The 24,409-nt window shown below is 65.5% G+C and carries 20 protein-coding genes; 6 read left to right on the top strand and 14 right to left on the bottom strand.

Annotated features, from left to right (window positions below; genetic code table 11):
- Window positions 1-51: 51 nt before the first annotated feature.
- On the top strand, window positions 52-549 hold the full coding sequence (locus ACLJPD_RS10595) for a peptidylprolyl isomerase (RefSeq protein WP_410871714.1): 498 nt from the start codon (window positions 52-54) through the stop codon (window positions 547-549).
- Window positions 550-604: 55 nt separating this feature from the next.
- Here the strand turns inward: ACLJPD_RS10595 and ACLJPD_RS10590 are convergent, their stop codons facing one another.
- The 5 genes from ACLJPD_RS10590 to ACLJPD_RS10570 form a co-directional block, all read right to left on the bottom strand.
- Window positions 605-1,894: an ATP-binding protein gene (locus tag ACLJPD_RS10590; protein ID WP_410871713.1), complete on the bottom strand. Its 1,290-nt coding sequence runs from the start codon at window positions 1,892-1,894 to the stop codon at window positions 605-607.
- Window positions 1,895-2,087: 193 nt separating this feature from the next.
- The gene (locus ACLJPD_RS10585) at window positions 2,088-2,486 is read right to left on the bottom strand and encodes a hypothetical protein (RefSeq protein WP_410871712.1); all 399 of its coding nucleotides are present in this window, start codon (window positions 2,484-2,486) and stop codon (window positions 2,088-2,090) included.
- A 179-nt stretch (window positions 2,487-2,665) separates the two neighbouring features.
- The gene (locus ACLJPD_RS10580) at window positions 2,666-3,151 is read right to left on the bottom strand and encodes a hypothetical protein (RefSeq protein WP_410871711.1); all 486 of its coding nucleotides are present in this window, start codon (window positions 3,149-3,151) and stop codon (window positions 2,666-2,668) included.
- Between the two features lie 2 nt (window positions 3,152-3,153).
- Window positions 3,154-3,879: a hypothetical protein gene (locus ACLJPD_RS10575; RefSeq protein WP_410871710.1), complete on the bottom strand. Its 726-nt coding sequence runs from the start codon at window positions 3,877-3,879 to the stop codon at window positions 3,154-3,156.
- Window positions 3,879-4,205, bottom strand: a complete 327-nt coding sequence (locus tag ACLJPD_RS10570) for a type VII secretion target (RefSeq protein WP_410871709.1) — start codon at window positions 4,203-4,205, stop codon at window positions 3,879-3,881. Before ACLJPD_RS10570 ends, ACLJPD_RS10575 begins: the two co-directional genes overlap by 1 nt.
- A 205-nt stretch (window positions 4,206-4,410) precedes the next feature.
- Between ACLJPD_RS10570 and ACLJPD_RS10565 the strand changes: the two genes are divergently transcribed.
- The 5 genes from ACLJPD_RS10565 to ACLJPD_RS10545 all read left to right on the top strand — a co-directional run bounded on the left by ACLJPD_RS10565 (window position 4,411) and on the right by ACLJPD_RS10545 (window position 8,213).
- The gene (locus tag ACLJPD_RS10565; RefSeq protein ID WP_410871708.1) at window positions 4,411-4,971 is read left to right on the top strand and encodes a DUF3558 domain-containing protein; all 561 of its coding nucleotides are present in this window, start codon (window positions 4,411-4,413) and stop codon (window positions 4,969-4,971) included.
- 11 nt (window positions 4,972-4,982) lie between these two features.
- On the top strand, window positions 4,983-5,372 hold the full coding sequence (locus ACLJPD_RS10560) for a hypothetical protein (RefSeq protein ID WP_410871707.1): 390 nt from the start codon (window positions 4,983-4,985) through the stop codon (window positions 5,370-5,372).
- Window positions 5,372-6,763, top strand: a complete 1,392-nt coding sequence (locus ACLJPD_RS10555; RefSeq protein ID WP_410871706.1) for a hypothetical protein — start codon at window positions 5,372-5,374, stop codon at window positions 6,761-6,763. Before ACLJPD_RS10560 ends, ACLJPD_RS10555 begins: the two co-directional genes overlap by 1 nt.
- A complete protein-coding gene (locus ACLJPD_RS10550) occupies window positions 6,760-7,527 on the top strand; it encodes an ESX secretion-associated protein EspG (RefSeq protein ID WP_410871705.1) in 768 nt (255 codons plus the stop codon). The genes ACLJPD_RS10555 and ACLJPD_RS10550 overlap by 4 nt, the downstream gene beginning before the upstream one ends.
- 125 nt (window positions 7,528-7,652) lie before the next feature.
- Complete coding sequence (locus ACLJPD_RS10545) at window positions 7,653-8,213, top strand: Uma2 family endonuclease (RefSeq protein ID WP_410871704.1); 561 nt, start codon at window positions 7,653-7,655, stop codon at window positions 8,211-8,213.
- Between the two features lie 70 nt (window positions 8,214-8,283).
- Here the strand turns inward: ACLJPD_RS10545 and ACLJPD_RS10540 are convergent, their stop codons facing one another.
- From ACLJPD_RS10540 to ACLJPD_RS10500, 9 genes are all read right to left on the bottom strand, one after another.
- Window positions 8,284-9,828, bottom strand: coding sequence for an acyl-CoA carboxylase subunit beta (locus ACLJPD_RS10540; protein ID WP_410871703.1), 1,545 nt, complete (start codon window positions 9,826-9,828; stop codon window positions 8,284-8,286).
- Window positions 9,829-9,832: 4 nt separating this feature from the next.
- Window positions 9,833-14,989, bottom strand: coding sequence for a polyketide synthase Pks13 (pks13, locus tag ACLJPD_RS10535; protein WP_410871702.1), 5,157 nt, complete (start codon window positions 14,987-14,989; stop codon window positions 9,833-9,835).
- A gap of 99 nt (window positions 14,990-15,088) precedes the next feature.
- On the bottom strand, window positions 15,089-16,999 hold the full coding sequence (gene fadD32 / locus ACLJPD_RS10530; protein WP_410871701.1) for a long-chain-fatty-acid--AMP ligase FadD32: 1,911 nt from the start codon (window positions 16,997-16,999) through the stop codon (window positions 15,089-15,091).
- 182 nt (window positions 17,000-17,181) lie between these two features.
- Window positions 17,182-18,201 carry an LLM class F420-dependent oxidoreductase gene (locus ACLJPD_RS10525; RefSeq protein WP_410871700.1) on the bottom strand — a complete coding sequence of 340 codons (1,020 nt, stop codon included), beginning with the start codon at window positions 18,199-18,201 and terminating at the stop codon, window positions 17,182-17,184.
- Between the two features lie 140 nt (window positions 18,202-18,341).
- Window positions 18,342-19,334, bottom strand: a complete 993-nt coding sequence (locus tag ACLJPD_RS10520; protein ID WP_410872000.1) for a cutinase family protein — start codon at window positions 19,332-19,334, stop codon at window positions 18,342-18,344.
- Window positions 19,328-19,828 carry a DUF732 domain-containing protein gene (locus ACLJPD_RS10515; protein ID WP_410871699.1) on the bottom strand — a complete coding sequence of 167 codons (501 nt, stop codon included), beginning with the start codon at window positions 19,826-19,828 and terminating at the stop codon, window positions 19,328-19,330. Before ACLJPD_RS10515 ends, ACLJPD_RS10520 begins: the two co-directional genes overlap by 7 nt.
- A gap of 110 nt (window positions 19,829-19,938) precedes the next feature.
- Entirely contained in the window at window positions 19,939-21,732 is a 1,794-nt protein-coding gene (locus ACLJPD_RS10510) for an alpha/beta hydrolase-fold protein (RefSeq protein ID WP_410871698.1), read from the bottom strand.
- Window positions 21,733-21,940: 208 nt separating this feature from the next.
- On the bottom strand, window positions 21,941-22,945 hold the full coding sequence (locus ACLJPD_RS10505; RefSeq protein WP_410871697.1) for an alpha/beta hydrolase: 1,005 nt from the start codon (window positions 22,943-22,945) through the stop codon (window positions 21,941-21,943).
- A 227-nt stretch (window positions 22,946-23,172) separates the two neighbouring features.
- Window positions 23,173-24,234, bottom strand: coding sequence for an alpha/beta hydrolase (locus ACLJPD_RS10500; protein ID WP_410871696.1), 1,062 nt, complete (start codon window positions 24,232-24,234; stop codon window positions 23,173-23,175).
- Window positions 24,235-24,409: the final 175 nt, after the last annotated feature.

The following is a 24,409-nucleotide window of genomic DNA, read 5'->3' as shown; positions in this document are numbered from 1 at the left end:
ACTTGCGAGGGGTCGCACGCCTGCGCCGTGCACTTCCCTAGACTCGACACCATGACCAAGGTGAATCTCGAAACCAATTACGGACCGATCGTGCTCGAGTTGGACGACCAGGCCGCGCCGAACACGGTCGCCAACTTCGTGAACTACGTGAACTCGGGCCATTACGCCGGCACCGTGTTCCATCGCGTCATCCCCAATTTCATGGTGCAGGGCGGCGGCTTCGAGCCCGGCCTGAAGCAGAAGCCGACCCAGGCGCCGATCCAGAACGAGGCCACCAACGGCCTGAAGAACGACAAGTACACCGTCGCGATGGCCCGCACCAACGACCCCCACTCGGCCACCGCCCAGTTCTTCATCAACATCTCCGACAACGCCTTCCTCAACCACTCCGCCCCCCAGGGCCAGGGTTGGGGCTACGCCGTCTTCGGCAAGGTCACCGACGGCTTCGAGGTAGTCGACAAGATCGCCGCCGTCTCCACCGGCAGCGCGGGCCCCCACCAGGACGTCCCCGTCGACGACGTCATCATCGAATCCGCTTCTGTCGCTTAATTTCTTCGGCACAGCGTGCCGGGCCGCCACCGTATTCAGCGGTGGCGGCCCCATTTCACAGCTCCCAGAGTGCGGCAATCGGCATTGCCCGAAACTTCGGGCCGAAGGGTAGCGTCTGCGTCCCGGTGTAGAGGACGACGCCTGCGAGCAGGTCGTCACCGAGTCGGTCGTGGAGATAGCGCAACCCACGGAAGTCGTCGCCCGAGACTGTGTCGGCAGCCTTCACCTCGATCGCGACAACCTGGCCGCGTCGGTTCTCGAGGACTATGTCGACCTCGACCTGATCTCGTGTTCGGAGATGGAACATTTCGACATCTTCCTCAGACCAGCTGAGCTGGCGGGCGATCTCCGAAACGACGAAATTCTCGAGCAAACCACCCGCGTGAGGACCAGGCTTGCTCAGCGTTTGGGTGGACATTCCGCACTGATGTGCTGCGATCCCCGAGTCCACCATCATGACTTTCGGCGTCGCGACGGCACGAGTCGTCAGATTGCGCGACCACGGCGGAATCCGCTTGACGACAAAGACTTCCTCGAGCAGCCCTACATACCGTTGAACGGTCTGATGTGACAACCCGAGTTCGGTGCCGATCGTCCGCAGCTGCAGCAGCTGACCTGAGCGTGCCGCAAGCAGCTTGACCAGCGCTCGCATCTCCGGCGCACGCTGTATTTCGGCGAGCTGCATGACATCGCGGTTGATCAAGTCGGCGATATAGGAAGAGAAGAACCGCGCTCGCCGCTTCCCGGTCCGAGCTACCGCTTCTGGAAACCCGCCACGCGACAACCGCTCCATATAGCCGGCACGCGGCTCAGCCGATTGATGGTAAACGCCAAGAAGACCTTCTTCAGCGAAGGCGAGATCAACGAAAGAATCTGTGCCACCGTCTATCTCGCCTTGCGACAACGGCCACAGCTCGATTGTTTCCATGCGGCCGGGAAGTGCGTCGGGGACCGAACGCAGTCCCATGACCCGCGCGGATCCAGTCAGGAGGAAGTGCCCTGGTCGCCCATCCTCGTCGACAGCAGCCTTGATGGACAACATCAGATCAGGGACGCGCTGCACCTCGTCGATGATCAGCGGTCGAGCCTGCCGGACAAAGCCCGACAGATCGAACTCGGCCGCCTTACGCGTCTGTGAATCGTCGAGACTGAGCCACCTGGCGCTGACTGAGCGACCGATGTCGGCAACCAGCGTGGACTTGCCGCTCTGCCGCGCGCCGATGACCAGAACGACACGTGTGTCCGACAGTGCCTCCTCGATTGCCTGCGCGGCTCGACGGGTAATGATGCGACCTAGGGGCGAGTGCGGCACGCGCGATGTCATCTGGACATAAACCCATCTCATAGGCGATGTTTACCTGAGAAACCCAACTGGAGAACAGAGCGCAATGTACCATCCTGCGCCGAGATCATGGACCATTTGCCGCCATGTTCGTAGACCATCTGCCGTCCATATGATGGACCATCTGCCGCAACGTCAGTGGACCATCTGCCGTCCGGCTCGATACGGTTCACTACAGCCGGGTGTGCCGGGGCTGTCAGTCCTCGCTCTTGGCGAGATTCGCAGTGAACTCAGGGTCGGCTGACACGGTCAGGTGGTGTGTGTCGTCTGTCAGCCATACATCCGCGAAGTAGCCGGACTTCGCCCATGCGAGCATCCCGGCGACCGTGGCGATGGGGAAGCTGCCGGGCACGGCCAAGAAGCCCAGGGGTATGTACAGCCACTCGATGTGTGCGAGTATCGCGACCGCGAGGACGACAAGCGACAAGGTCACGATCAGTAGCGCCGACAAAGCGATTCGGCGGTAGCGCCTGACCTCGTACACGCAGAATTCGCATGCTGGGCAGTCGAACCGAAGCCGGGATTTCGACACCAAGTCCACCGGCTCCCGCAATGGCATCGGCACGTACCGGAAGAACTCCCGGAGCGTCGGCATCTCGGATCCGGGACCGCGGGAATTCACTGTGAAGGAACGTCTTTCGACGGCGGGGAGACCGTGTTCGCTGCACACATCGGGCATGGGCTCCACCAGAACCAATTCCAGCGGAGCAGTCGTGAGAGTGGGAACCCAATCGGGGTCGACCATCGTCTCGAACAGCACTTCGAGGCGCCCAGTCACGTGAGCCAGCCGTTCTCTCTGCGACCACGGAAGTAGTCGTCGTCTTCATCCGGCTCGTCGGGGGTGACGATGCGATCGCGGTTGGGCTTGCGAGTTCCCGGGTGCACCGTGGCCGCCGGGGGCGCGGTGTTGTCCGGGGTCGCCGCTGTGGCTGGTTGCGTCGGCGGGTGCTGCTCGGCCGGCTGGTTGCGGAGTTGCGCCAGTTGGGCTTCTCCCTGCGCGGCGAGCCTTTGCCGCTCCTCTTCTGACATATCGGCGAATTGTTGCATTGCCGCCGGAACAGTCTGATCGAGAATCAGGTTGAAGGCATCGCTGTGCATCAACTCTCGCGCACTGCCCCGCCCCTCCAGAATTGATTGGATCTGATTCTTGAGGACCGGATCCGCGGTGCCGTTCATGATCGTTCGAAGTGCGATGGACAGCTGCCGCGATACTGCGACATCGCCACGGGCAAGGTCATGGAGAGGTTCGGGCGTACTCATTATCAGGCTCCCAGGTGGTCGTAGGAACTCTGCGGCAGCGTCGGAAGATCGCCTGTCTGGAGGTTGGCGATTCCGGCGTAGATTATCGCCGCGCTGCTTTCCAGGACGACATAGATGCCGGACAACGCCTGGACCAAAAGATTGAATTCGGCAATGACTGCCAGCGTGGTGAGCGTGGCAGCTGCCACCAATGCGGCGGTGGCGACGATTCCGACGCCGGTCGCCGCGGCAAGTTTTGCCGCTGCCCATTCGATCACCGCCATAGCTCCGAGATCCAGCACACTCTGCACACCGTCGCCGATCGACTTGGCGCCATAGTAGGCGGAATTCGCGAAGTTCTTGATTTCGTCCGCGATACCGTTCAAAAATTCTGTCTGGGATGCGATCGCGGTAGAAAGTCCCGAAAAGTATGTTTGAGCGCTGGCCGCCGCGTTTCCGTCCCAGCTAGGGTCCACCGAGGCAGCGGCGTTCCTCACCTCCTCGGCGAAGCTGGAACTGTAGGCGGAAAGATTCTCAACCGCCTTTCCCGCCTTTTGTAGCGCCTCCCAGTCGCCGGCGATCTTCTGCGAGAGCCATTCGACCGGGTCTTCGCCGAGCACATTTTTACACCACGTACATACCCAATACGTCGGGGATATTTCGTTGGATGTCACGATGAATTCGAATTTGTCATTCATCGGGTCATCGAGTGCTGGTTCAGCGAGTTTCGCTATCGGGGTGCCCGCCATTATTTTGCTCCCGGGTAGACTCGATCGAGCTCTTCGGCATTCGCTTTGTCGGTTGTTCTATAGACTTGGGCGACTTTGATCAGCTCCGTTGCCGCGTCCGCGGACAGCTTGCCGATCGCCTCGTAGTTCGGCTTGAGTTTCTCGTGGGCTGCACTGATCGCGGCGATGCCGATTCGGATCAGGCCGCCGTCGCCCCACACCGTGTTGTCTGCCACCAACCACTTGTCGATGTAGGCCGTAGCGCTCGCATTTCCGTCAGCCAACGCCTGCAAGCGCTTCGAAAAATTGTCCACTTCGTCTGGATTGACCTGAAATTTGTCCGTCACCGCATATCTCCCCGTTCACGACGCGACCGTCAGCGTTTGACCCGGCAGAGACTGGCACTACCGAGCCCGCCTGTGCAACCAGGCCCGGTAGTGTGATGGCCGAGAAGGGGTTCGGGGACTGCGGCGAACTCGATGGAACCGATCGGGGTTGGGGTGCGTCCAAGGTTGTAGGGGCACCTTGGTGCCGTCGAGAGCAGGGAGTGTTGTGCGAAGCGCTGATGTGATGCGGGCGGCCGTCGGTGCTGTCGTGGTTTCCGCTGTTCTCGGGGGATGCGGGGATGGTGGGGAGAAGGGGTCTGCGCAACCGACTACGCGGGATCCGGACTCGATCGTTGTGTTCAACGTTTGTAGTCAGTTGGGGGATGGGGCGCTGATCAGTGCAGGGCTCGACCCGGCGACAAAGCGGGTGTTGACTGATCCGCCGACCGGGCCGTCCACTTGGCGGTCGTGCAACTGGAAGTCGATCGACAACCGCTACGGTGTCGGCGGCCAACGCGTCGATGTGTTCTCCACCAGCCACACTCTCGCCGAAGCGCGCGCCAAGGAAGGTGTCATCGGCGTTCGGGATACCACAGTCGGAGCTCGGCCAGGGCTTACCTTCCAGGAAGGAAACGACCCGGAGAGTTGCTACGTGGCCTTCGAAGCCTCGCAGGGGATGTTCGAGGTGGCTGCGGGAGCGTTGAGCGACCAGATCCCTAGCGTCGACAAGTTGTGCGAATTGGCGAAACTGTATGCGGCAAACCTTGAGCCGCATCTACCGAAATAGGGGGCGCGGACGTGGCGGATCAAGCGACGTACTGGCGAAACCTGAAGCAGCAGGCCGTTGCTGGGAACTTTCGTATGGAGGAAGGGCTCGGCGAGTCTCTGCGCGCTGCCTGCGAGCAGTACATGACCGAACTGAAGGATCTACAGCGGGATACGAAGAAGCTTGAGCACCTCTCCGGCTGGGGCGGACTCGACACCGCCGTCCTGCTGAAGCAGAAGTTCGAGGCCAAAGCTGTCGCAGGTAGCGCCGACGACCCGAACGACTCGGCCGACAAACGTCTCGCCTCACACATCGAGATCGCCCAGCTCATGCGCGACACCTTCGCTGCCGCGATCGGCAAGTTCCAGACCGTCGACCAGCAGAACGCCGCTGGTATCGCGGGCGCGGAAGGGGGAATCTGATGGTACTACCACTGATAGCTGCTGTCGCCGCCATCGGAGCGGTTGCCGAGGTGGGCCGCCAGGTCCATGACAGTTACAGCGAGTCCTACGACGCGGCGAAAGCTCGTGGTGAACTCGGTGTCGCCGCGAATGACGCGTGGGCAGGTGACCGTTCGACCATCCTGTCCGAACGCGGTCGGCTCGAGTCGGGATTCGACGGTAGCTGGGCCAAGCCCGTGCTGACCGACAAATTGGACGGGTTTTCCAGTCTCTCGCATCAGCAGATCTGGGATGCGTTGAACGGGAGTGGTTCTCAACCCGGCGTCGATGCCGGCGCGATCAATGCCGGCGCCGATGGTTGGCGGCGTCTCGTGACCGGCATGACGAATGCGGTGACCCAGTTCAATTCCCGAATCGACACCGCGATCGGGGACGGCTGGGACGGCACCACCGCCAACGCCGCGATCGACGGAGTCCGCACCTACGCCACTGAGGCGCAGAAGCTGCCGACAACCTTTCAGATGGTCGCCAATGGAATCGACCTGATGCAGGGCGCGCTGGCACAGGCGAAGATGGCCATCGACGAGCCCTACGAGGTTTCCTGGGACGAACAGCTGCTCGGCGCGATTCCCGGCAGCGATTTCCTAAAGTCGGATCAGTACCAGGCCGACGAGGCCGAACGTGCCGCGCAGGAAATCCTGGAACGCGTGTACAAACCGCAGGCTGTGGTCGCCGACGAGAAGACTCCGGTGCTCGCTGTGCCGAAGAACCCGCTGGGCGACGGGAATGTTCCCGGTGGGGACAACAACAACGGTGACGGGTCCGGCGGGGGCTCGACCAACGGTGGCTCGAACGGTGGCTCCAACGGCGCCAACGCCGATGGTGATCAGAGTTTGCCTGCGGCAACAACTCCGCAGACGACCGACCCGACGTCCGAAACCCCCGAAGATGATCCGGCCACAGACGATACGTCAGATGACGAAACTGATCCTGCGGCAACAACACCCACTGCCACGCCGAGTACCGAACCAGCCTCGACAGCACAGAATCCGACAGGCACCCCCAGCGCTGGCACCGGCGCGCCGGGCAGTGGTGGATCGCCCGGTGGCGGATCGCCCGGTAGCGGCTCACCGGGTACAGGCGGGGTGGCGCAGGCCCCGGTCGCTGGGCGTGGGGTGCCCGGTTCACCGGCGGCAGGGACTCCCGCGGCGGCTTCCGCGGGCAAGGCAGCGGGTGCCGTTGGGCGTGGCATGTCCGGCATGCCCGGGATGATGGGTGGCGGCGGACGTGGCGGCGGGAAGGACGACGAGAGCGAACACAAGATCCCCGATTATTTGATCCAGGATCGCGAGTCCGAACTCATCGGCCAACTCCCACCGACGCTGCCGCCCGGCGGTGTCATCGGCGCATGAGCCATGAAATGCGTTGGCAGCTCGATAGTCTCGCGTTCGATATCGCCGTCGAGGCGCACGGTCGCGACCGGCTCCCCTATCCCCTGCGCTACCGTGCCGAGTTCCCGGAAACCGCCAACGAATACGCGCGCAGGCGTGCGGACAGCGCGCAGCGGCTGCAGCAGGTCTACGACGATTCCCTGCATCGCACGCTGGAAATCCTGCTGGAACCGCAAGTGCGGGTAGAAGTCCTGGGATTTCACGGTCCAGGCCAGAAGCAGATGGTCGGTATCCACGCAGGCATTTCTGACGCGGAAGCGGTGATGGCAGTACAGCATTCCGATCGAGACAGCCGTGGTGGTGGCGATGTCGTGCTCAGTCGCCATCCGGCCGGTTCGGTAGCGGCCGAGATCGTCACCGCACTCCCCCGATGCGCCGGTGGTACCGAACCGCGCTTCGAAGGCAGGCGCGGCGACCTCGACACCGCGGTGCACGCCCGCCACCCGACCAGGCTCTCCCCCATCGAAAGGGTCCAGCGCTTCCTCAACCGCCCCCGCAGCGGCACCGGCGCGATCACCGTCTACCCCGGCTTCGAGATCGACGCCCGCCCCACCGACGACGGCGTCGCCTTCCAATGGTTGGACTACCCCGGCGACGGCCGCTACCTGATGCAACACCACGACGCCGAGAACTTCACCGTCATCCCCGGCCCCACCGACGAAATCACCCGCCGACTCCACACCCGGATCAACGCCATGGCACAACGAGTTCGACCCACCCGCTGAAAAGCTACGTCACCGTCGAGAACCGCGACCAGCGCGTCGCCCCATCGACGCTCGATGAGGCCGTCGCGCGATTAGACTTGCTCCAGCGGGTTCGCTGTCCGCTCGAAATGTCCGGAAGGAGCGCCATGACTGCCATCGCCCCAGCGTGGATGCACGAGCAGATCACGGCAGCGGAGTACGACACCTGGTCCGAAGAGCAGTGCGCGGGCATCGAGATCGTGGACGGGATGGTCGTTGTGAGCCCCAGTGCGTCCAAACGGCACAACCGGTTGGCCCGGATCCTGGCCAACGCGCTGGATGCCGCGGCTGGACCGGACTGGAATGCCGATACCGACTTCGACGTCCGACTCCAGGATGTTCCGTTGACCAATCGGCGCCCCGATGTCGTTGTCTATCGCGCCGACACGATCGACCTCACGCCCACGCGCCCCGAACACGTGCTGATGGTCGTCGAGGTCGTCTCGCCCGGATCGGAGACAACCGACCGGATCGTCAAGGTGGACCAATACGCGAAGGCAGGCATCGCCTTCTATTGGCGGATCGAGCAGGCCGCGAACGGCGTACCGCTGATCTACACCTACATTCTCGACCCAGCGACCAGGTCGTATCGGACCGGCGACATGTTCACGGGAGCGGTTGACGTGTCGGCGCCGTTCCCTGTAACGATCGACCTCGTCGGGATCTGACTCAGGAAACCCAGGGCGCGAAACGGGCCGCCGCGGAAGTGTTCCGTGGCGGCCCGTTCGGGGGTTCGATTTACAGCGGCAATACGTGGTGCTTGCGCGGGTTGCGTTGGATCTGCTTGTCCTGGAGCAACTTCAGGGCTCGGCGGAGTTCGAGGCGGGTGGTGGCCGGTTCGATGATGGCGTCGATGAAGCCTCGCTCGGCGGCGATCCAGGGGGTGGCGACGTTCTCGTTGTAGAAGTTGATCAGGTTCTGGCGGATGGCAGCACGCTGTTCTTCGGGGGCGGCGGCGATCTGGGCGGCGCCGAGGAGGCTCACCGCGCCCTCCGCGCCCATGACCGCGATGCGGGCGGTGGGCCAGGCCAGGTTGATGTCGGCGCCCAGTTGCTTGGAGCCCATCACCGCGTAGCCGCCGCCGTAGGACTTGCGGACCACCAGGGTGATCTTGGGGACCGAGGCTTCGACGTAGGAGAACAGGAAGCGGCCGCCGCGCTTGATGACGCCGACCTTCTCCTGCTCGACGCCGGGGAGAAAGCCGGGGGTGTCGACGACGAAGACCAGCGGAATCTCGAAGGCGTCACACAGGCGGACGAAGTGTGAGGCCTTGTCGGAGGCGCGGGCATCCAGGGCGCCCGCCGCCGCCATCGGCTGGTTGGCAACGACGCCGACGGTGCGGCCGTCGATGCGGGCGTAACCGGTGATGATGTTCTGGCCGGTGTCGGCGCTGATCTCCTTGAACTCACCGTCGTCGAAGATGCGCAGCAGGATGTCGTACATGTCGTAGCCGGCATTGTCGGAATCGGGCATGAACGTGTTCAGCTCGCGGTCGGAGTCGGTGATCTCCGGCTCGAGACCGGGGTTCACCACCGGCGGCAGTTCCTGGCAGCTGCTCGGCATGTAGCCCAGGTACTCGCGCACCCAGGTGAAGGCCGCTTCCTCGTCCTTGGCGACGTGGTGGATGTTGCCGTACTGGGCCTGCGTGCGCGCGCCGCCGAGTTCCTCGAGGCTCACGTCCTCGCCGGTGACCTCTTTGATGATCTTCGGGCCGGTGACGAACATGTGCGCGGACTCGGTCGCGACCACCACATCGGTGCAGATCGGCTCGTACACCGCGCCACCGGCGCAGTTACCGAGGATCACCGAGACCAGCGGAACCATGCCGGAGAGCGGCTCGAGGTTGGTCGCCATCCAGGCGTACCAGGCCAGCGAACTGATCGCTTCCTGCACACGCGCGCCACCGGAATCGTTGATGCCGACCAGCGGAATGCCGACCTTGGCGGCGTACTGCATCAAACCGCATAGCTTGCGACCGAACGCCTCACCGACCGAACCGCCGTAGACGGTCTGGTCATGGGAGAACACCGCCACCGGGCGACCCTCGACCTTGCCGTGGCCGACGACGACACCGTCACCGTAGAGGGCGGTCGGGTCGCCGGGTTTGCGCACCAGCGCGCCGATCTCGACGAAGGTGCCGGGATCGAGCAGCTGGTTGATCCGGTCGCGGGCGCTGGGAATGCCCTTGTGCGCCCGCTTGGCGATACCCTTCTCACCCGCGGGTTCTTTGGCGAGCTCGAGCCGCTCGTGTAGGTCGGCAAGCTTTTCGGCGGTCGTGCTCACTTACTTATTCTCCCTTTGCGGAAATCGCGGCCAGTTTGGCGGCGAGGTCGGCACCGATCTGGCCGATCCGCGGTTCGTCGACAATCTGCAGGTGGTCGCCGGCGATGCGGACCACCTCGAGGTTCGGAATGTACTCGTCCCAACCACCGTTGGGCTTGCGGTCCGCGAAACGCGGCTCCAGCTGGATCATGCCGTCGTGGTAGCGATCGGCCAGGTAGAGCACCGCTTCGCCGTCGTACTGGGTCGGCTTCGCCTTCGCGAGATGGCGGCTCTCGATCCATGAGGTGCGCTGGTGTTCGAGCACGCCGCCGGGGATCTTCGCACCGGTCAGCTTCACCAGGCTGGCGACGATGTCGTACTGCTCCTCGTCGCCTGCCTGGGCGAGTTCTTGCAGCTGCTCGTCGGGCAGTTCGCCCTCGACACCGTAGGTGGTCTTGGCGAACTGCTGGTAACGCTGAATGCGGCGCACCCGCTCCTCAGGGCTGTTGTCCTCGTCCTGCACCGGAAGCGCCAGGTCGATCAGACCGACAACCCGCACGTCAGCGCCTTCTGCGCGAAGGAGCTGCGCGACTTGCAGCGACAGCACCGCACCGAGCGACCAGCCGTACAGCACGTACGGGCCGTTGCCCTGGAGCTTGCGCAGTTCGGGCAGGTACTGGCGAGCGCGTTCCTCGATATCGCCCTCGACCCGCTCGAATCCGTACATCGGAGTGTCCGCGCCGAGACGCTTCAGCAGCGGCTCGTACACGAGGGTGTTGCCACCCGAGGGATGGAACACGAAGACCGGCACGGCATCCGAGCCCTCGGCACGTGCCCGCAGCGGACGCACGAAGCCGTCGACATCGGCGCCACTGTCCTGCAGATTGCGCACGATCTCGGCGAGCTGTTCGATCGACTCGCAATCGAGCACGTCGTCTACGGTGACCTCCGCCTTGACCCGCTCGGTGAGGCGCGCCGCCATTTTCTCGGCGACCTCTTCTTCGAGGATGGGCAGGGTGTTGTAGACGCCACCGGGCGAGGTGCCGGTGACCACAGCCCAGGTGGCGTAGGTCAGGCGCTCGGCCGCGTCACGTGGCGGAACGTTGTCCTCGTCGCCGGCGGCATCGGCGAAGTAATCGATGTCGGCGATGGCGGGCTCAGCAGCGGCCTGTTCCGAAACCGGTTCGGCGACAGGAGCTTCCGAGGGCAGCTCGGCACCCGCCTCCTTGGCGGCAGCCAACGGATCCGTACCCGCGGCGATCGCGGCCCGCGCAGCCTCGACGAAGTTGGCGTCGACACCGATCTCGACATCTTCACCCGCGGCCTTGGCGGCAGCCTGCTTCTCCGCCATCGCCGCGACCTCGTCGCGATGCTCGATCGCGTAGCGCAGCACCTTCGACACCTCGTTGAGGCTGGCGTCGCGCACCGCGGAGATCTGCAGTTGCGGGATGTCGAATTCGTATTCGACGCGGTTCTTGATGCGCATGGCCATCAGCGAATCGAGGCCGAGTTCCATCAGCGGGATCTCCATCGGGAGGTCCTCGACGGCGTAGCCCATGGATTCGGCGACGATGACGCACAGCCGCTGCTCGATGGTCTCGCCACTGTCGGGGCTCCAGCGGTCGCCGGTGGCGATGGCGATCTCGGCGGCGGTCGGCGCGGCTTCCGCTGCCGGAACTGCAACGGCGACAACCGGTTCGGGCAGTGCCGCACCGGAGGTGACCACCGCGTCGAACAGCAGGGTGAACCCGGCGCCGGATCTGGCGTGCACCTGCACGGACGCACCGCCGAGGTGCGGCGTCAACGTGGTGGTCAGCGTGCCCGTGGTCGGCAGTGCGGCGTGCGGATGCGAAACCGAGACCGCGACATCGGAAAGTACCTGTGCGGCAGCGGCTTTCACCAGCACCGCGAGGTCGCTGACCGAGGAGGCCTGTACCTCCCAGGCGTGCCTGCCGTCCGGCATGGCGACGTGCGCGCCGGGCACACGAGTGTTCCCACCACCCGACGACATCGAAACCTTGGGCCAGTACTCCTTGCGCACGAACGCGGTGCGCGGCACATCGGCGAAATCACCTTCGGGCAGCAGCGAACTCAGGTTCACGGCATGGCCGTGCACGTAGAGCTGGGCGAGGGCGCCGATCACACCGGCGGACTCGTCTTCCTTGCGCTTGAGCGTCGGGATGAGCTGCGCGTCGTGCACGCCGGCCGCGAAGGTGGTGCCGAGAACCTGCATCAGCGCAACGGAATTGGGCGCCAATTCCAGGAACGTGGTGTGCCCGGAGTCGACGGCGGCCTTGACCGCGTTGGTGAACCACACGCTGTGGCGCATGTTCTTCACCCAGTAGGGCTCGTCGTGGATCGGGTCGGAACCGGGCTTGAAGAACAGGCCCTCGTGCACCGTGGAGTACAGGCCGGTCGTCAGCGAGGTCGGCTCGATGCCCGCCAGTTCGGCCGCGAGTTCGCCGAGCAGCGGGTCCATCTGGGAGGTGTGGCCCGCGCCGCGGGTGGGCAGGATGCGGGCGAACTTGCCCATCGCCTCGACCTCGGCGACGATCTGCTCCACCTGCTCGCGGGGCCCACCGATGACGGTGTTGGTCGGCGCCGCGTAGACAGCGCACTCCACGTCGGGGTACTTCGGCAGCAGCTGCGCCACATCGTGGGCGCTGAGCTCGACCAGTGCCATATTGCGCACTTCGTCGTCGGTGAGCATCTGCTCGCCCTCGCCCATCAGGCGCGAGCGGGCGCAGATCACGCGCACCGCGTCTTCGATCGAGAGACCACCGGCGATGTAAGCGCCTGCCACCTCACCCATCGAATGACCGACCACCGCGGCGGGTTGCGCGCCGTGGGCACGCAGCACGGCGGCGAGGCCGAGCTGGATGGTGAAGATGCCGACCTGGCAGGTACCGACGTCGTAGTCCTGCTCGTCGTCGAGGATCATCTCGCGAATCGAGTAACCGGCCTCGTCCTGCACCAGCTCATCGACCTCGTCGACAGTCTTGCGGAAGATCGAGTTCTCGCCGTAGAGCTGCTTGGCCATCTTGCGGTGCTGCGAACCGAAACCGGCGAACACCCAGACCGGACCGTTGGACGCGGGCGAATCGGCGGTGAACACACCGGCGCCGGGCTTGCCCTCGGCGATGGCGCGCAGACCGGTGACGGCCTCCTCGCGCGTCTTGGCCACCACCACACCGCGCGAACGCTGATGGCTGCGCTTAGCGAGCGAGCGGGCGACATCGGCCAACGGCACATCCTTGCCCGCGCCTTCCAGCCAGTCGGCCAGGTCGGCGGCGGCGCGCTTGCGACGCGAGGGCAGATAGGCCGAAACGGCCAGGATCACGGGCAGCGGTTCGTCGCGCTCGCCGTCCCATTCGACGACCGGCTGCACCGGCGCGACGGCGGCCTCGGTGATCGCGACAGCCTCGGCGACCACATCGGTGGTCTCCTCGTTCTCGCTCCGCTCGGCGGCGACCTGCTCGGAGGTCACGTCCTCGACGACCGGGGTCGTCGGCACGTACTCCTGCAGCACCACGTGCGCGTTGGTGCCACCGAAACCGAAGCCGGAGATGCCGACGGTCGCGACGCCGCTGTAGCGCGGGTACTCGGTGGCCTCGTCGACAACCTTGAGGTTGGCCTGCTCGAACGGGATGTACGGGCTCGGGCCCGCGTAGTTGATGTTCGGCGGAATCACGTTGTGCTGGAACGACATCAGCACCTTGGCGAGACTCGCCGCGCCCGCGCCGGATTCGAGATGACCGAAGTTGGTCTTGGCCGAACCGAGCAGGGCGGGCTTGTCGGCATCACGGCCACGGCCGATCACGCGGGCCAGCGCCTCGGCTTCGATCGGGTCGCCGATCGGGGTGCCGGTGCCGTGGGCCTCGATGTAGTCGACGGTGCTGGGAACGATGCCCGCGTCGCGGTAGGCGGCGCGCAGCACGTCGGCCTGAGCCTCGGGGTTGGGTGCGAACAGGCCGTTGGAGCGGCCGTCGGAGTTCACCGCGGAGCCCTTGATGACGCCCATGATGTTGTCGCCGTCACGCTCGGCATCGGTCAGGCGCTTGAGGACGATCATGCCCGCGCCTTCGGAGCGAACCATGCCGTCGGCGTCGGACGAGAACGCCTTGATGTGCCCGTCCTTGGCGACCGCGCCGTTCTGGTCGAAACCGAGGGTGATGACCGGGGCCAGGATCATGTTCACGCCACCGGCGAGTGCCACGTCGGCCTCACCGGTACGCAGCGCGCGCACGGCCTGGTGCACGGCCACGATGGTCGACGAGCAGGCGGTATCGACAGTGACCGACGGGCCACGGAAATCGTAGAAGTAGGAGACGCGGTTGGCGATGACGCCGGTCGAGCCGCCGAGCAGCGCGTATCCGCGCGACGAGGCAGGGGCATCGGGATCGGTGTCGCCCAGACCCAGTGAGGCGATCATCTGGAAGTCATTGGTGGACGAGCCGACGAAGACGCCGACCTGCTCGCCCTTGAGGTCACTGGCCGGGATGCGCGCGTGCTCGAGCGCCTCCCAGGTGAGCTCCATCATGATCCGCTGCTGCGGGTCGACCTGCTCGACCTCGATCGGCGACATCGCGAAGAACTCGGCGTCGAAGCCCTTGACCACGTCCTGGTCCAGGTAGCCGCCGAGGGTGTTGGCCTGGTCGATGGTCTTGGCCACGGACGGGTCGGTCAGGAACTCGCCCCAACGACCTTCGGGCAGCTCACGGATCGCGTCACCGCGCCCGATGATGAAATCCCAGGTCGACTCGGGCGTGGTACCCGCACCCGGCAGACGCGTGGACAGGCCGACCACCGCGATGTCGTGCGCCTCGGACGGCGCGAACGCGGCGGTGTACTCCGAAGAGTCCTCTGGCTCGGGCTCCGGCTCACCGTGCACGATGACCTCGGCCAGCGAGGCGATCGTCGGGTGCTGGTAGACCACCGTCGGCGTCAGCACCACACCGGTCAGATCCTCGATGTCACCACCGAGGGCGAGGGCATCGCGCGAGGCGAGCCCGAACTCCTCCATCGGCCGGTCGACGGTGATCGCGTCGACAGACTGTCCGGTCGCATCAGCGACCCAGCGGCGCAGCCATTCACGCAGCTCGGCGACCGAGAGTTCCGCCGGGGCGGTCGACTCGGCAGGGACATCAGGGTTCGGGGTGGGCGTGCCCTCGTTGTTAGCCATCAATTCCTCAAGCTACCTGTCTGCGTACAGGGCGCGCCGTGGAATGACGCCCGGCCTGCGTGGCACACCGGGCGTCACCTCCTTCTCGGACGTGCCGAATCACTCTTCCGGTGCATCGGGGAAAGCTTGCTGGGTGTAACCACCGCGCAGCGTTCCCTCGAGGTAGGCGGCCTTGCAGGCGCGCCGGGCGATCTTGCCGCTGGAGGTACGCGGAATGGAACCCGCGGGGACCAGCAGGATGTCACGTGCGGTCACGCCGTGGCGCATCGAGACCGCCGCACGCACCGCGTCGGCGATCGGGCCGGGGTCGGCCTTACCGGCGCCGGGACCACGTTCGGCCACGACCACCAGCTGCTCGGACGCGTCGTCGACGTCGAACTTCAGGCCGGAATGGCTGTCGGCGGCGAAGACCTCGGCGGGCAGCTGGTTGGCGGGCACCGCGAAGGCCGCGACGAAACCGGGACGCAGCGACTTGGACGCCTCCTGGGCGGAGAACTCCAGATCCTGCGGGTAGTGGTTGCGTCCGTCGACGATCACCAGGTCCTTGACGCGACCGGTGATGTAGAGCTCACCTTCGAAGTACACACCGAAGTCGCCGGTGCGCATCCAGTCGGCATCGGGATCGGTGCCGTCGGCGTGCCCACCCTCGACAGGCTCGGTGACCTTGTTGCGGAACGCCTTGGTCGACTCGGCGGGGCGACCCCAGTAACCGATGCCCATGTTGTTGCCGTGCAGCCAGATCTCGCCGACGTGACCGTCGGGCAGCTCGCGGCCCTGCGCGGTGTCGGCTGTCTCGGGGTCGACGATCACGGCCCACTGCGAGAGCCCGACGTAACCACACGACACCTGCGCGATGGCCGACTCGTCGGACTGGTCGACGCGCACCATGCGGCCCGCGTTGAGCTCGTGGCGATCGACGTAGACGTACTTGGCCTCGTCCTCGGCCCGGGTGGCCGAGACGAACAGCGTCGCCTCCGCCATGCCGTAGCACGGCTTGATCGCGGTCTTGGGCAGCCCGTACGGCGCGAACGCCTCGTTGAACTTCTTCATCGAGGAGACCGTCACCGGCTCGGACCCGTTGATCAGGCCGATCACATTCGACAGGTCGAGCGACTCGCCCGGCTTCGGCACACCACGCGCGGCGGCGTGCTCGAACGCGAAGTTCGGCGCGGCCGCGAACGTGCCTGCGCCGTCGGAAACGGCGGCCAGTTCGTTGATCCAGCGCGACGGCCGACGCACGAACGCACTCGGCGACATGATGGTGATGAACTTGCCGCCGACCGCGGGCAGGATCACCGTGAGCAGGCCCATGTCGTGGAACAGCGGGAGCCAGGTGACACCGCGCGAGTTCTCGTTCATGTTCAGCGAGTTGATCATCTGCAGCAGGTTGGTGCCGACCGCGCGGTGGGTGATCTCCACGCCCGCGGGCACCCGGGTGGAACCCGAGGTGTACTGCAGGTAGGCGATGTCGTCGATCGCGGTGTCGGGGCGCACCCAGGAATCACCGAGGGTGTCCGGGATGGCGTCGACGGCGATGATGCGCGGACGCTGCGCTGCGGGCAGCGAGCGGAAGAACTGGCGGACGCCGGCGGCCGAGGAGGTCGCGGTGAGGATCGCCGACGGCTCGCAGTCACCGAGAACGGCGTGCAGGCGGTCGGTGTGGCCCGGCTCGTCGGGATCGAACAGCGGCACCGAGATGGTGCCTGCGTAGATCGCCGCGAAGAAGGAGATCACGTAATCCAGGCCCTGCGGCGCGAGGATCGCGACCCGGTCGCCCGGGTTGGTCACCTGCTGCAGTCGAGCGGCCACCGCGCGCAGCCGGGTGCCGAACTCCTGCCAGGTCAGCTCGTGCACCTCGCCGTCGCGTTCCCGCGAATAGTCGATGTAGCGGTACGCGAGCGTATTCGCATCGTTACGGGTGTGCTTCTCGACGTGATCGACCAGGGTCCGGCCCTCGGGAATGATGATATTCCCGGTCGCGTCCAGGTAGTCGTCGAAAGTCTCTTCCATTCCTTCTTCTCCTTGCGAGGACGCGATGACAAGCTCTGCGGCCTCGACTCGCTATATCGCCACCGGCCGTCGAACTCACACGAATGTGCGTCGACAACCTGCGGATTTTCGAGCGGTCTGCGCGGTGACCGCTATCGGCTAGATAGTTCTCAAACCAGAGTCATGTTACAGAGAGCCCCCGCTCAGTCCTCCCGCAGCAGCGGAATGACGGGCGCGAACGCGTCCATCTGGGTGGGGAAGATGCCCACATACGACATCGAAGTGAGTTGCCGCACACGCGTGACGTGTTCGGCGATTTCCTCGAACGTGCCGATCGCGATGTAGGGCGAGCTCAGAATCTCCTCGACGGTCAGTTCGACGTCGACTTCGAGATCGGGATGCAGGCCGCGTTTGATCGCGTTCAGCGCCATCTCCGCGGTCTTCTCACGGTCGTCGGTGATGAGGATCGCGGTGATGGCCCAGTTCATCTCGATGTCGGCGAACCGGTCACCGGCAGCGGCCTTGACGATGTTGACCTTCTCGATCGTCTTCTCGAGCGTAATACCCGAGAGCAGGCCCTTGCCGTTCTTGGTGGTCTGCGGCACGACCGAGACGATGTCGGCGTGCTTGGCCGCCAGTGCCAGCATCTTCGGACCGCCACCGCCGGTACACAGCGGCGGGCGCGGGCCCTGCCGTGGGCGCGGGGTGCCCTTGATGCCACGCACCTGGTAGTGCTTGCCCTCGAAATTGCACTCCTGGCCGCGCAGCAGCGTGTCCAGGATGGTCAGCGACTCGTCGAGCTGCTCCAGCCGGATGCCGGGACGCTCGAACGGGATGCCCGCGTTGTCGAACTCTTCCTTGATCCAGCCCGCGCCGACGCCGACCTCGAGCCGTCCCTTCGACAGGACATCGAGGGTGGCCAGCTCCTTGGCGAGCACGACGGGATGGCGTAAACCGTTCGCCAGCACCGAGGTGCCGAGGCGGATCTTGGAGGTGGCTTGGGTGAGTGCGCCCAGCGCGGCGATCGGGCCGACCTGATCGCCCAGGTGATCAGGAACGAAGAAGGTGTCGTACCCCATCTCTTCGGCTTCCTGCGCCGTCTGAACGAACTTGCGCGCGCCACCCTCCTGCTTGTTGCCCTCTCCGGCCGCTCCGAAGCGGAACGGACGCAGCGGCGTACCCAGCGCGGTCAATTCACCGACGGGTGCGGCAGCTTCGGTCATGAACTCTTCGCTCCTGGCTGGTGTGGACTCGGGCGCAATTCCCAGCGCACTTTACAGCGTTCGAGCGATCCGGCGTACGGATGTCACAGCGAGGCATGATCGGCGCCAATCACGCCCCCACTGTGACTGTGACAACTCCGTCAGGAATGGGGCGGATGCGGTGCGTTCTCGATGAGCCCCGCGGCCCAGTCGACCGTCCACTGGGTGGCCGTCGTGCCGTTGCTGTCCACCGGGTTCGAGGCGTACAGCGCGTGCACGGGATTGCCCGCGGAGCGGATCAGCGCTGCGAGACTGCCCAGCGCGTTGACCGGATTGAGGGCCTGGCGTGGTGCGTCACAGATCATGTCGCCGGGCGCGCAGATGGAGTTCACCTTCGGTGCCAGCGTGCCGAAACCGCCGGGACGCGGACCGGTCATGCTGATGCCAGGCACATTGACACCCTTGAGCGCCACTTCGGCACCCTCACCTGTCGGCGGCGGATCACCGATCTCGGTGGGTTGACCTGGACCGGTGGCGGTGCGGCGGCCGTCGGCGATCACCGTCACGCCGAGCACATTGGCCTCCGGGATCGGGCCGTTGCCCGCGCCGATCTGGGCGGCGACGTCACCGGCGATCACCGCGCCCTGGGAGAAGCCCGCGATGACGAAGTTCGTCAACGGGCATTCCTGGTGACGCTGGGCCAGCACGTCCGTCGCTCGCGCGGTGCCCTCGGTGCGGCTGTTGTTGTAGGAAGCCTGGCCGTCCGGCGGGATCGCGATCGGGTTCGAGAACTGGGCCACGTACGGGACCGTGTACACCTCGAGCCGGTTGTCCGGGAACTGCGCACGCAACGGCCCGGAAACGCTGAGCATCAACGAGATCGGGTTCGCCTGGGGGTTGTACGGATCGTCGGTGCTCGACGATTCCCAGGTGCCAGGGATCGAGAGCAGCATCACATCGGGACACTCCGCCGACTGCGACGTCGGCGGCGGCGGGCCGGGCGGTGTCGGCCCCGGCTCCTTCAACCTGCCCGCGAGCAGGTACCACAGCAGCACGATGACGATGATCGCCAGCACGAGCAGCGCGAGCACGGTGAAACACCCCGCGGGCCAGAACCCGCGGGAACGTCGCGTCGGTCGGGGCGTCACTAGCAGTAGGTCGAGTTCGCGGCGGCGATGTAGATCTGCGCTGCCTTGTTGACATCCATCTTCGACGAGTCGAAGGCCGGGTCGGTGCCCGCCATCGCGCCGACGAAGGTGGCGATATCGGCGTCACTGGCGCCGGTGCCCTTGGTGGAGCAGACGTAGCTCGCCGCGGTGATCGCGCTCGTCGGGTCGGCCGGGGTGATCCCGTTCTTGGCCAGCTCGTCGAGGAACGCCTTGTCCTTGCCGGTCGCGGGGGCGGCCGCGCTGGTCTCCGGGATCGGCGTCGGCGCCTCGGCCGACGCGCTGGTCTCGGTGCTCGTCGGGGCCTCGGCGGACGGCTCGATGACCACCGGCGGCGTCGTCGTGGTCGACTGCGCGGCGGCGCTGCTCGACAACGTGGGCGTCTGCGACGCGGTCGAGTCGTTGCCACCACAGGCGGACAACAGTGCGACGGCAGCGAGCGCCGCGACCGATCCGGCTACCTTGCCATGGATCCGATGCATGAAGATGTTCCTCGATCGTTCGTCAGGGAAGCGGTCGCAGACCAGGCTAGCTGGACAATCGGCGCTTCCGGGTACCGCACGGCGATGCTCAGAGACTTCTCAGCCCGAGCTCACACCCCGTGAACTTCGGATTTGCCGTCTCGCACGACGATGAACCCGGTCTGGAAGTTCTGCTGGATTCCGCCGGGAACGGTGAACTCGTCGCTCACCGGATACCCGAGTCTGCCGTTCTCGAACCCCTGCGCACCCCAGGCGTCGGCGAGGGCGCCGTTGCGCACCGACCAGGCGCCCGAGAGCGGACTCCAATAGATGTTGCCACCCTCGAACCGGCTGTAGCGCCCGAGATCCTTCAGCGGCGCCTCCGCGGCCACCGGGAATCCGAGCGGGCTGTTCTCGAAGCCGAGCTGGCTGTATTTGTCCAACACGAAGCCCTGCACCCGATGTGCTCCGGTGGCCGGGCTGTAGAACATCGGACCGTGTTCGAAGGCCTGGACCGAGCCGTGACGGCTGGGCGTCGGGGCTTCGGCGGCCACCGGGTAGCCGGCCGGACCACCCTCGAAACCCTGCTTGCCCCACTCCTCGAGGAACGCGCCGCGCACCACCTGTGCGCCGGTCTGCGGGGTCCAGTAGATCGAGCCGCCTTCGAAGGTCTGCATGCGCCCGCGCCCGTCGGGCAGGCCGCGCTCGTCACCGTTGGGCATGCCGAGCGGCGACGAGGCCCCACCGATACCGGCGTAGGTGCCACCGATGCGCCCGGCCACCGCGTGCGTGCCCGTCGCGGCCGAATGGAACACCCGGCCGTTCGGGAAGTCTTGCACCATTCCGGTGCCCGCGGGGTACTCCGCGGTCAGGCAGTTGCCCAGCCAGTTCGCCGCCTGTGCCACGCCGGCGATCGCACCGCCGAGGGTGCAGGTGGCGCCGCCTTGGTCGGTGCCGAGCGCCGCGGCGGCCTGCGTCCACGACTGCCGCATCTCGAAATCCCAGTACGGCCAGGTATGGGTGCCCGCGGGACGGTAGTTCGCCTGCACCGGGATCGCCAGCTTCTCCAGCTTGGCGACGAAATTCTGGGTCGACAGCCGCGAGAGGATCTCCAGGCCGGTGCCCGCCCAGTTCTCGCTCATCAACGGCACTTCACCGAGCTGATCGTGCGAACCGGCCAGACCGCTGCCGCTGGAGACGTACATGCTCACGCCTTTGAGCTTGTCGGCCAGCAGGTAGGGATCGTGGGCCTCCCACTCGGGGCTGCCGGGGGGACCCCACATCGCGCCGGCGTCGAAACCGCCCGCGTCCTTGTTGGCGAAGGTGATCGCCTGCGGCATCCCGAGCGTCGTGGTGGTGAGCAGACCCGAGTACGAAGCCACATATTTCATCAGGCCCGGATTGCGGCCCGCGAGGTTCATCGCCGCGGTGCCACCCATCGAAAGTCCTTGTACGCCACGCACATCCGTTGTTCGCCAATCACGTTCGAGGATCGGCGGAAGCTCCTTGGTCAGGAACGTCTCCCACTTGTAGGTGAGACCGTTGTCGGGCGCGAGCCAGTCCGAGTACCAGCTCGACTGGCCGCCGACCGGCAGCACCACGTTGACGTTCTTGTCGGCGTAGAAGCCCTCGGCATCGGCGTCTTTGGTCCAGCCGTTCTCGTCGTCCTGCGCGCGCAGACCGTCGAGCATGAGCATCATCGGGAACTTCGCGTCGGGGCGCACGTTCCAGTCCCGCGCCAGCAGCATCTGCACCTGGATGGGGGTTTTCATAGCGGCCGAGTACACCCACAGCGCCACCCGACGATCCGAGAGCCAGTCCACCCGCTGCACGGCCGACACCGCTGGCTGCGCCTGCGCGGGAGCGGTGAGGGTCGGCGCGAGCAAGGCCGCGGCCATGACCGCGATGCCGAGGATCCGCCGCATCGACGCTGAAACGCTATGAACCGAGACACGATGTTTCATCACGCGCGGCCCTACCCTTCTCATCCCGGAATTGGGACACAGCATCACCGTCGGTTGTACCGCAGTGATGCGCGATAGCTGGGGAGGACACGCGAAGGACGAACGCAGCAAAAAGACCGGCTCACCCTGGGGGTGAGCCGGTCTCTAAGTTGTTGCTGAGCGGAAACTACTAGGCGCCCAACGCATTCAGGATGTGCGGACGGGCCTTCCAGAGCTCGTCTTCCCAGTACTTCCACGAGTGGGTACCGGAGGCACCGACGTCGTAGACCGCGTTGATGCCGAGGGTGTTGAGGCGGCGCTGGAACGCCAGGGTGCTCACGAACGAGATGGCCTCGATGCCCATCGCGTTGGCGGTGTTGTACGCGCCGCCGATACCGGCCGGCTTGTCGTGCTGGGCGGGCAGGCCGTTGGCCGAGGAGATGAACATCGGCAGGCCGCGCAGCTCGGGCGCGAACACCATCGGGTCCATCCGCAGCCACGCCGAGCTCCACGGAGCGGCCATGGCGTCGACGTTGAAGCGGCCCGCGTCGAGCATCATCACGCGGATGGCCTCACGCATGCCGGGGGCGCTCCAGTTCAGCGGACCCGACAGCGAGGACGCGTGCTTGAACTGATCGCGGTTCAACGCGGCCAGGCGCAGCGCGGCCGGACCCGACATCGACAGGCCGAGCACCGCGTTGTTCTTGCGGGACACGCCGTAACCCTCGAGGAAGGTGGGGAGCTCTTCGGTCAGGAAGGTCTCCCACTTGTAGGTGGTCTTCTGGCCGTTGGTGTTGCTGGCGGCGGTCCAGTCGGCGTACCAGCTGGACTGGCCACCGACGGGCATCACCAGGGTGACGTTGTCGTTGCTGAACTGCTGCATCGCGTTGGTCTCGAACGACCAGGCGTTGCGATCGTCACGGGCCCGAAGGCCGTCGAGCAGGTAGAGCGCGGCGTTGCCACCGTTGCGCGCCCACTGCACCTGGACCTTCACCGGGCCCATCTTCGAGGGCACCATGAGTTCTTCGTAGCCACCGGCCGGCGCACGCAACGCGGGTGCCGACACCGACGGTGCGGCGAGCGCGGTCGGGGCCGCTCCCGCGGCGATCGGCAGCACGAGGGCTGCAGCGCCGACAGCTAGAATTCGATTACGCCAACTACGAGATGCCGGCGCGACGGCCTTGCCGAAACGCATGAGAATTCCGCTCTCTTTCTGCTGTTATGGCATGCCAGACGCGTCTGCCGCCCACTCGACACAACCCCGACAGCTCGGTCGATCGGACGGATGAAACAACGATCTGGTCACACTTACGCTCGCTGGAGGATATTCCACGGCTGAATTAACTGCAAGGGCAGCGACATTCGCGGCCGAGCGGACACACAAAACCGGCACCGCAAACTCGCGAAGCCGGTGTGTGATGTTCACCCGATGTTGGCGGACAAATCCGGGATCATGCGCAGAGCTTCGTCATTCCAGTTGTTCCAGGCGTGGATGCCGAAGGCCGGGAAAGAGTAGTGGACGTTACGGGCACCGAGGGTGGCCATGCGAACTTCGAAAGAGCGGGTGTTGGCCAGTGCCAGCGCTTCCAGCCCCATCCCGTTGACGGTGCCCATGTTCGGGCCGTCGGTACTGGTCGGCAGGCCTGAGCCCGCCGCTATCCACAGCCGGGTGTTGTTGCCTACCAGGTTGGGGGCGAACACGAACGGGTCCATCCGCAGCCACTGTGGGCCCCACGGCGGTGCCATGGCGTCCACGTTGTAGCCGCCCGCGTCGAGCATCGCGATACGGATCGCCTCGCGCATGCCGGGCGCCGAGATGTTCAAGTAGCCGGAATACGCACCGGCGAAAGAGAACTGGTCGGGATGGTAGGCGGCCAGGGTCAGCGCGGCCGAGCCGCCCATCGACAGGCCGAACACGCCGTTGCGGAAACGATTGAAGCCGAGGCGGTCGGCGAGGGCGTTGCGCAGGTCGCCGGTGAGGAACGACTCCCATTGATAGCGGTAGCTCTTGCCCGGCCCGCCCGACAGCGCGTTGCCCGCACCGGAACCCGAGGACGGCGCACCGTTGCCGGGGATGCCGAAGAAATCACTCGGCGCGTTCCAGTCGGCGTAGAAGCTGGACATCCCACCGACGGGCATCACCACATTGATATTGGCCGCGGCGAGCGCATTGGGAATATCGGTTTCGATCTCCCAGCCGTTGAGATGTTCCGGCGCGCGCATGCCGTCGAGGACGTAGACGACGCGGTTGGTGTTGCCGTCGGCGGCGCGCAGCACGCGCGATTTGATCGGGCCCATCCCGGAGTCGACCCAGAAGTCGAAGGCATTGCCGTTGAATCCGGCCGAGGCGGGAGCGACACCGCCGGAGACTGCCGTCGCGATCGGAACGAGTAGAGCCATGGATACGCCCGCGGCCCAGCGCCGAGCCCACGAACCGGGGGCTGCGGTCTTCACGGGCACACGCTTGCGGCGCAGTGTTCGCATTCGACTAGACCTTTCTCGCAGACCGAACGCGCAAATTCCGAGCTACGCAGTCGGATCCCTCATCGGACGTCGCGCGGAACCAATCCAGGGCAAAACGGACGATTCAACCTCGACGCATGCTCACTGTGTATAAATCGGTGACGAATGGTCTACATGTTGCTGGAAAGTGACCCGA

The organism is Nocardia sp. A7 (genome assembly GCF_046549215.1).
Classification (GTDB): Bacteria; Actinomycetota; Actinomycetes; order Mycobacteriales; family Mycobacteriaceae; genus Nocardia.
Note: the sequence above shows the minus strand (reverse complement) of the source record. Positions and strands in the feature narration are given on the sequence as shown.

Bases quoted from the DNA above. Each gene is read 5' to 3' on its own strand.
- ACLJPD_RS10525 (WP_410871700.1), bottom strand. From the start codon at position 18,201: ATGACCGAAGCTGCCGCACCCGTCGGTGAATTGACCGCGCTGGGTACG.
- pks13 (WP_410871702.1), bottom strand. From the start codon at position 14,989: ATGGCTAACAACGAGGGCACGCCCACCCCGAACCCTGATGTCCCTGCC.
- ACLJPD_RS10505 (WP_410871697.1), bottom strand. From the start codon at position 22,945: ATGCGTTTCGGCAAGGCCGTCGCGCCGGCATCTCGTAGTTGGCGTAAT.
- ACLJPD_RS10555 (WP_410871706.1), top strand. From the start codon at position 5,372: ATGGTACTACCACTGATAGCTGCTGTCGCCGCCATCGGAGCGGTTGCC.
- ACLJPD_RS10585 (WP_410871712.1), bottom strand. From the start codon at position 2,486: ATGCCGACGCTCCGGGAGTTCTTCCGGTACGTGCCGATGCCATTGCGG.
- ACLJPD_RS10510 (WP_410871698.1), bottom strand. From the start codon at position 21,732: ATGCGGCGGATCCTCGGCATCGCGGTCATGGCCGCGGCCTTGCTCGCG.
- ACLJPD_RS10500 (WP_410871696.1), bottom strand. From the start codon at position 24,234: ATGCGAACACTGCGCCGCAAGCGTGTGCCCGTGAAGACCGCAGCCCCC.
- ACLJPD_RS10590 (WP_410871713.1), bottom strand. From the start codon at position 1,894: ATGAGATGGGTTTATGTCCAGATGACATCGCGCGTGCCGCACTCGCCC.
- ACLJPD_RS10580 (WP_410871711.1), bottom strand. From the start codon at position 3,151: ATGAGTACGCCCGAACCTCTCCATGACCTTGCCCGTGGCGATGTCGCA.
- ACLJPD_RS10575 (WP_410871710.1), bottom strand. From the start codon at position 3,879: ATGGCGGGCACCCCGATAGCGAAACTCGCTGAACCAGCACTCGATGAC.
- ACLJPD_RS10595 (WP_410871714.1), top strand. From the start codon at position 52: ATGACCAAGGTGAATCTCGAAACCAATTACGGACCGATCGTGCTCGAG.
- ACLJPD_RS10550 (WP_410871705.1), top strand. From the start codon at position 6,760: ATGAGCCATGAAATGCGTTGGCAGCTCGATAGTCTCGCGTTCGATATC.
- fadD32 (WP_410871701.1), bottom strand. From the start codon at position 16,999: ATGGAAGAGACTTTCGACGACTACCTGGACGCGACCGGGAATATCATC.
- ACLJPD_RS10545 (WP_410871704.1), top strand. From the start codon at position 7,653: ATGACTGCCATCGCCCCAGCGTGGATGCACGAGCAGATCACGGCAGCG.
- ACLJPD_RS10515 (WP_410871699.1), bottom strand. From the start codon at position 19,828: ATGCATCGGATCCATGGCAAGGTAGCCGGATCGGTCGCGGCGCTCGCT.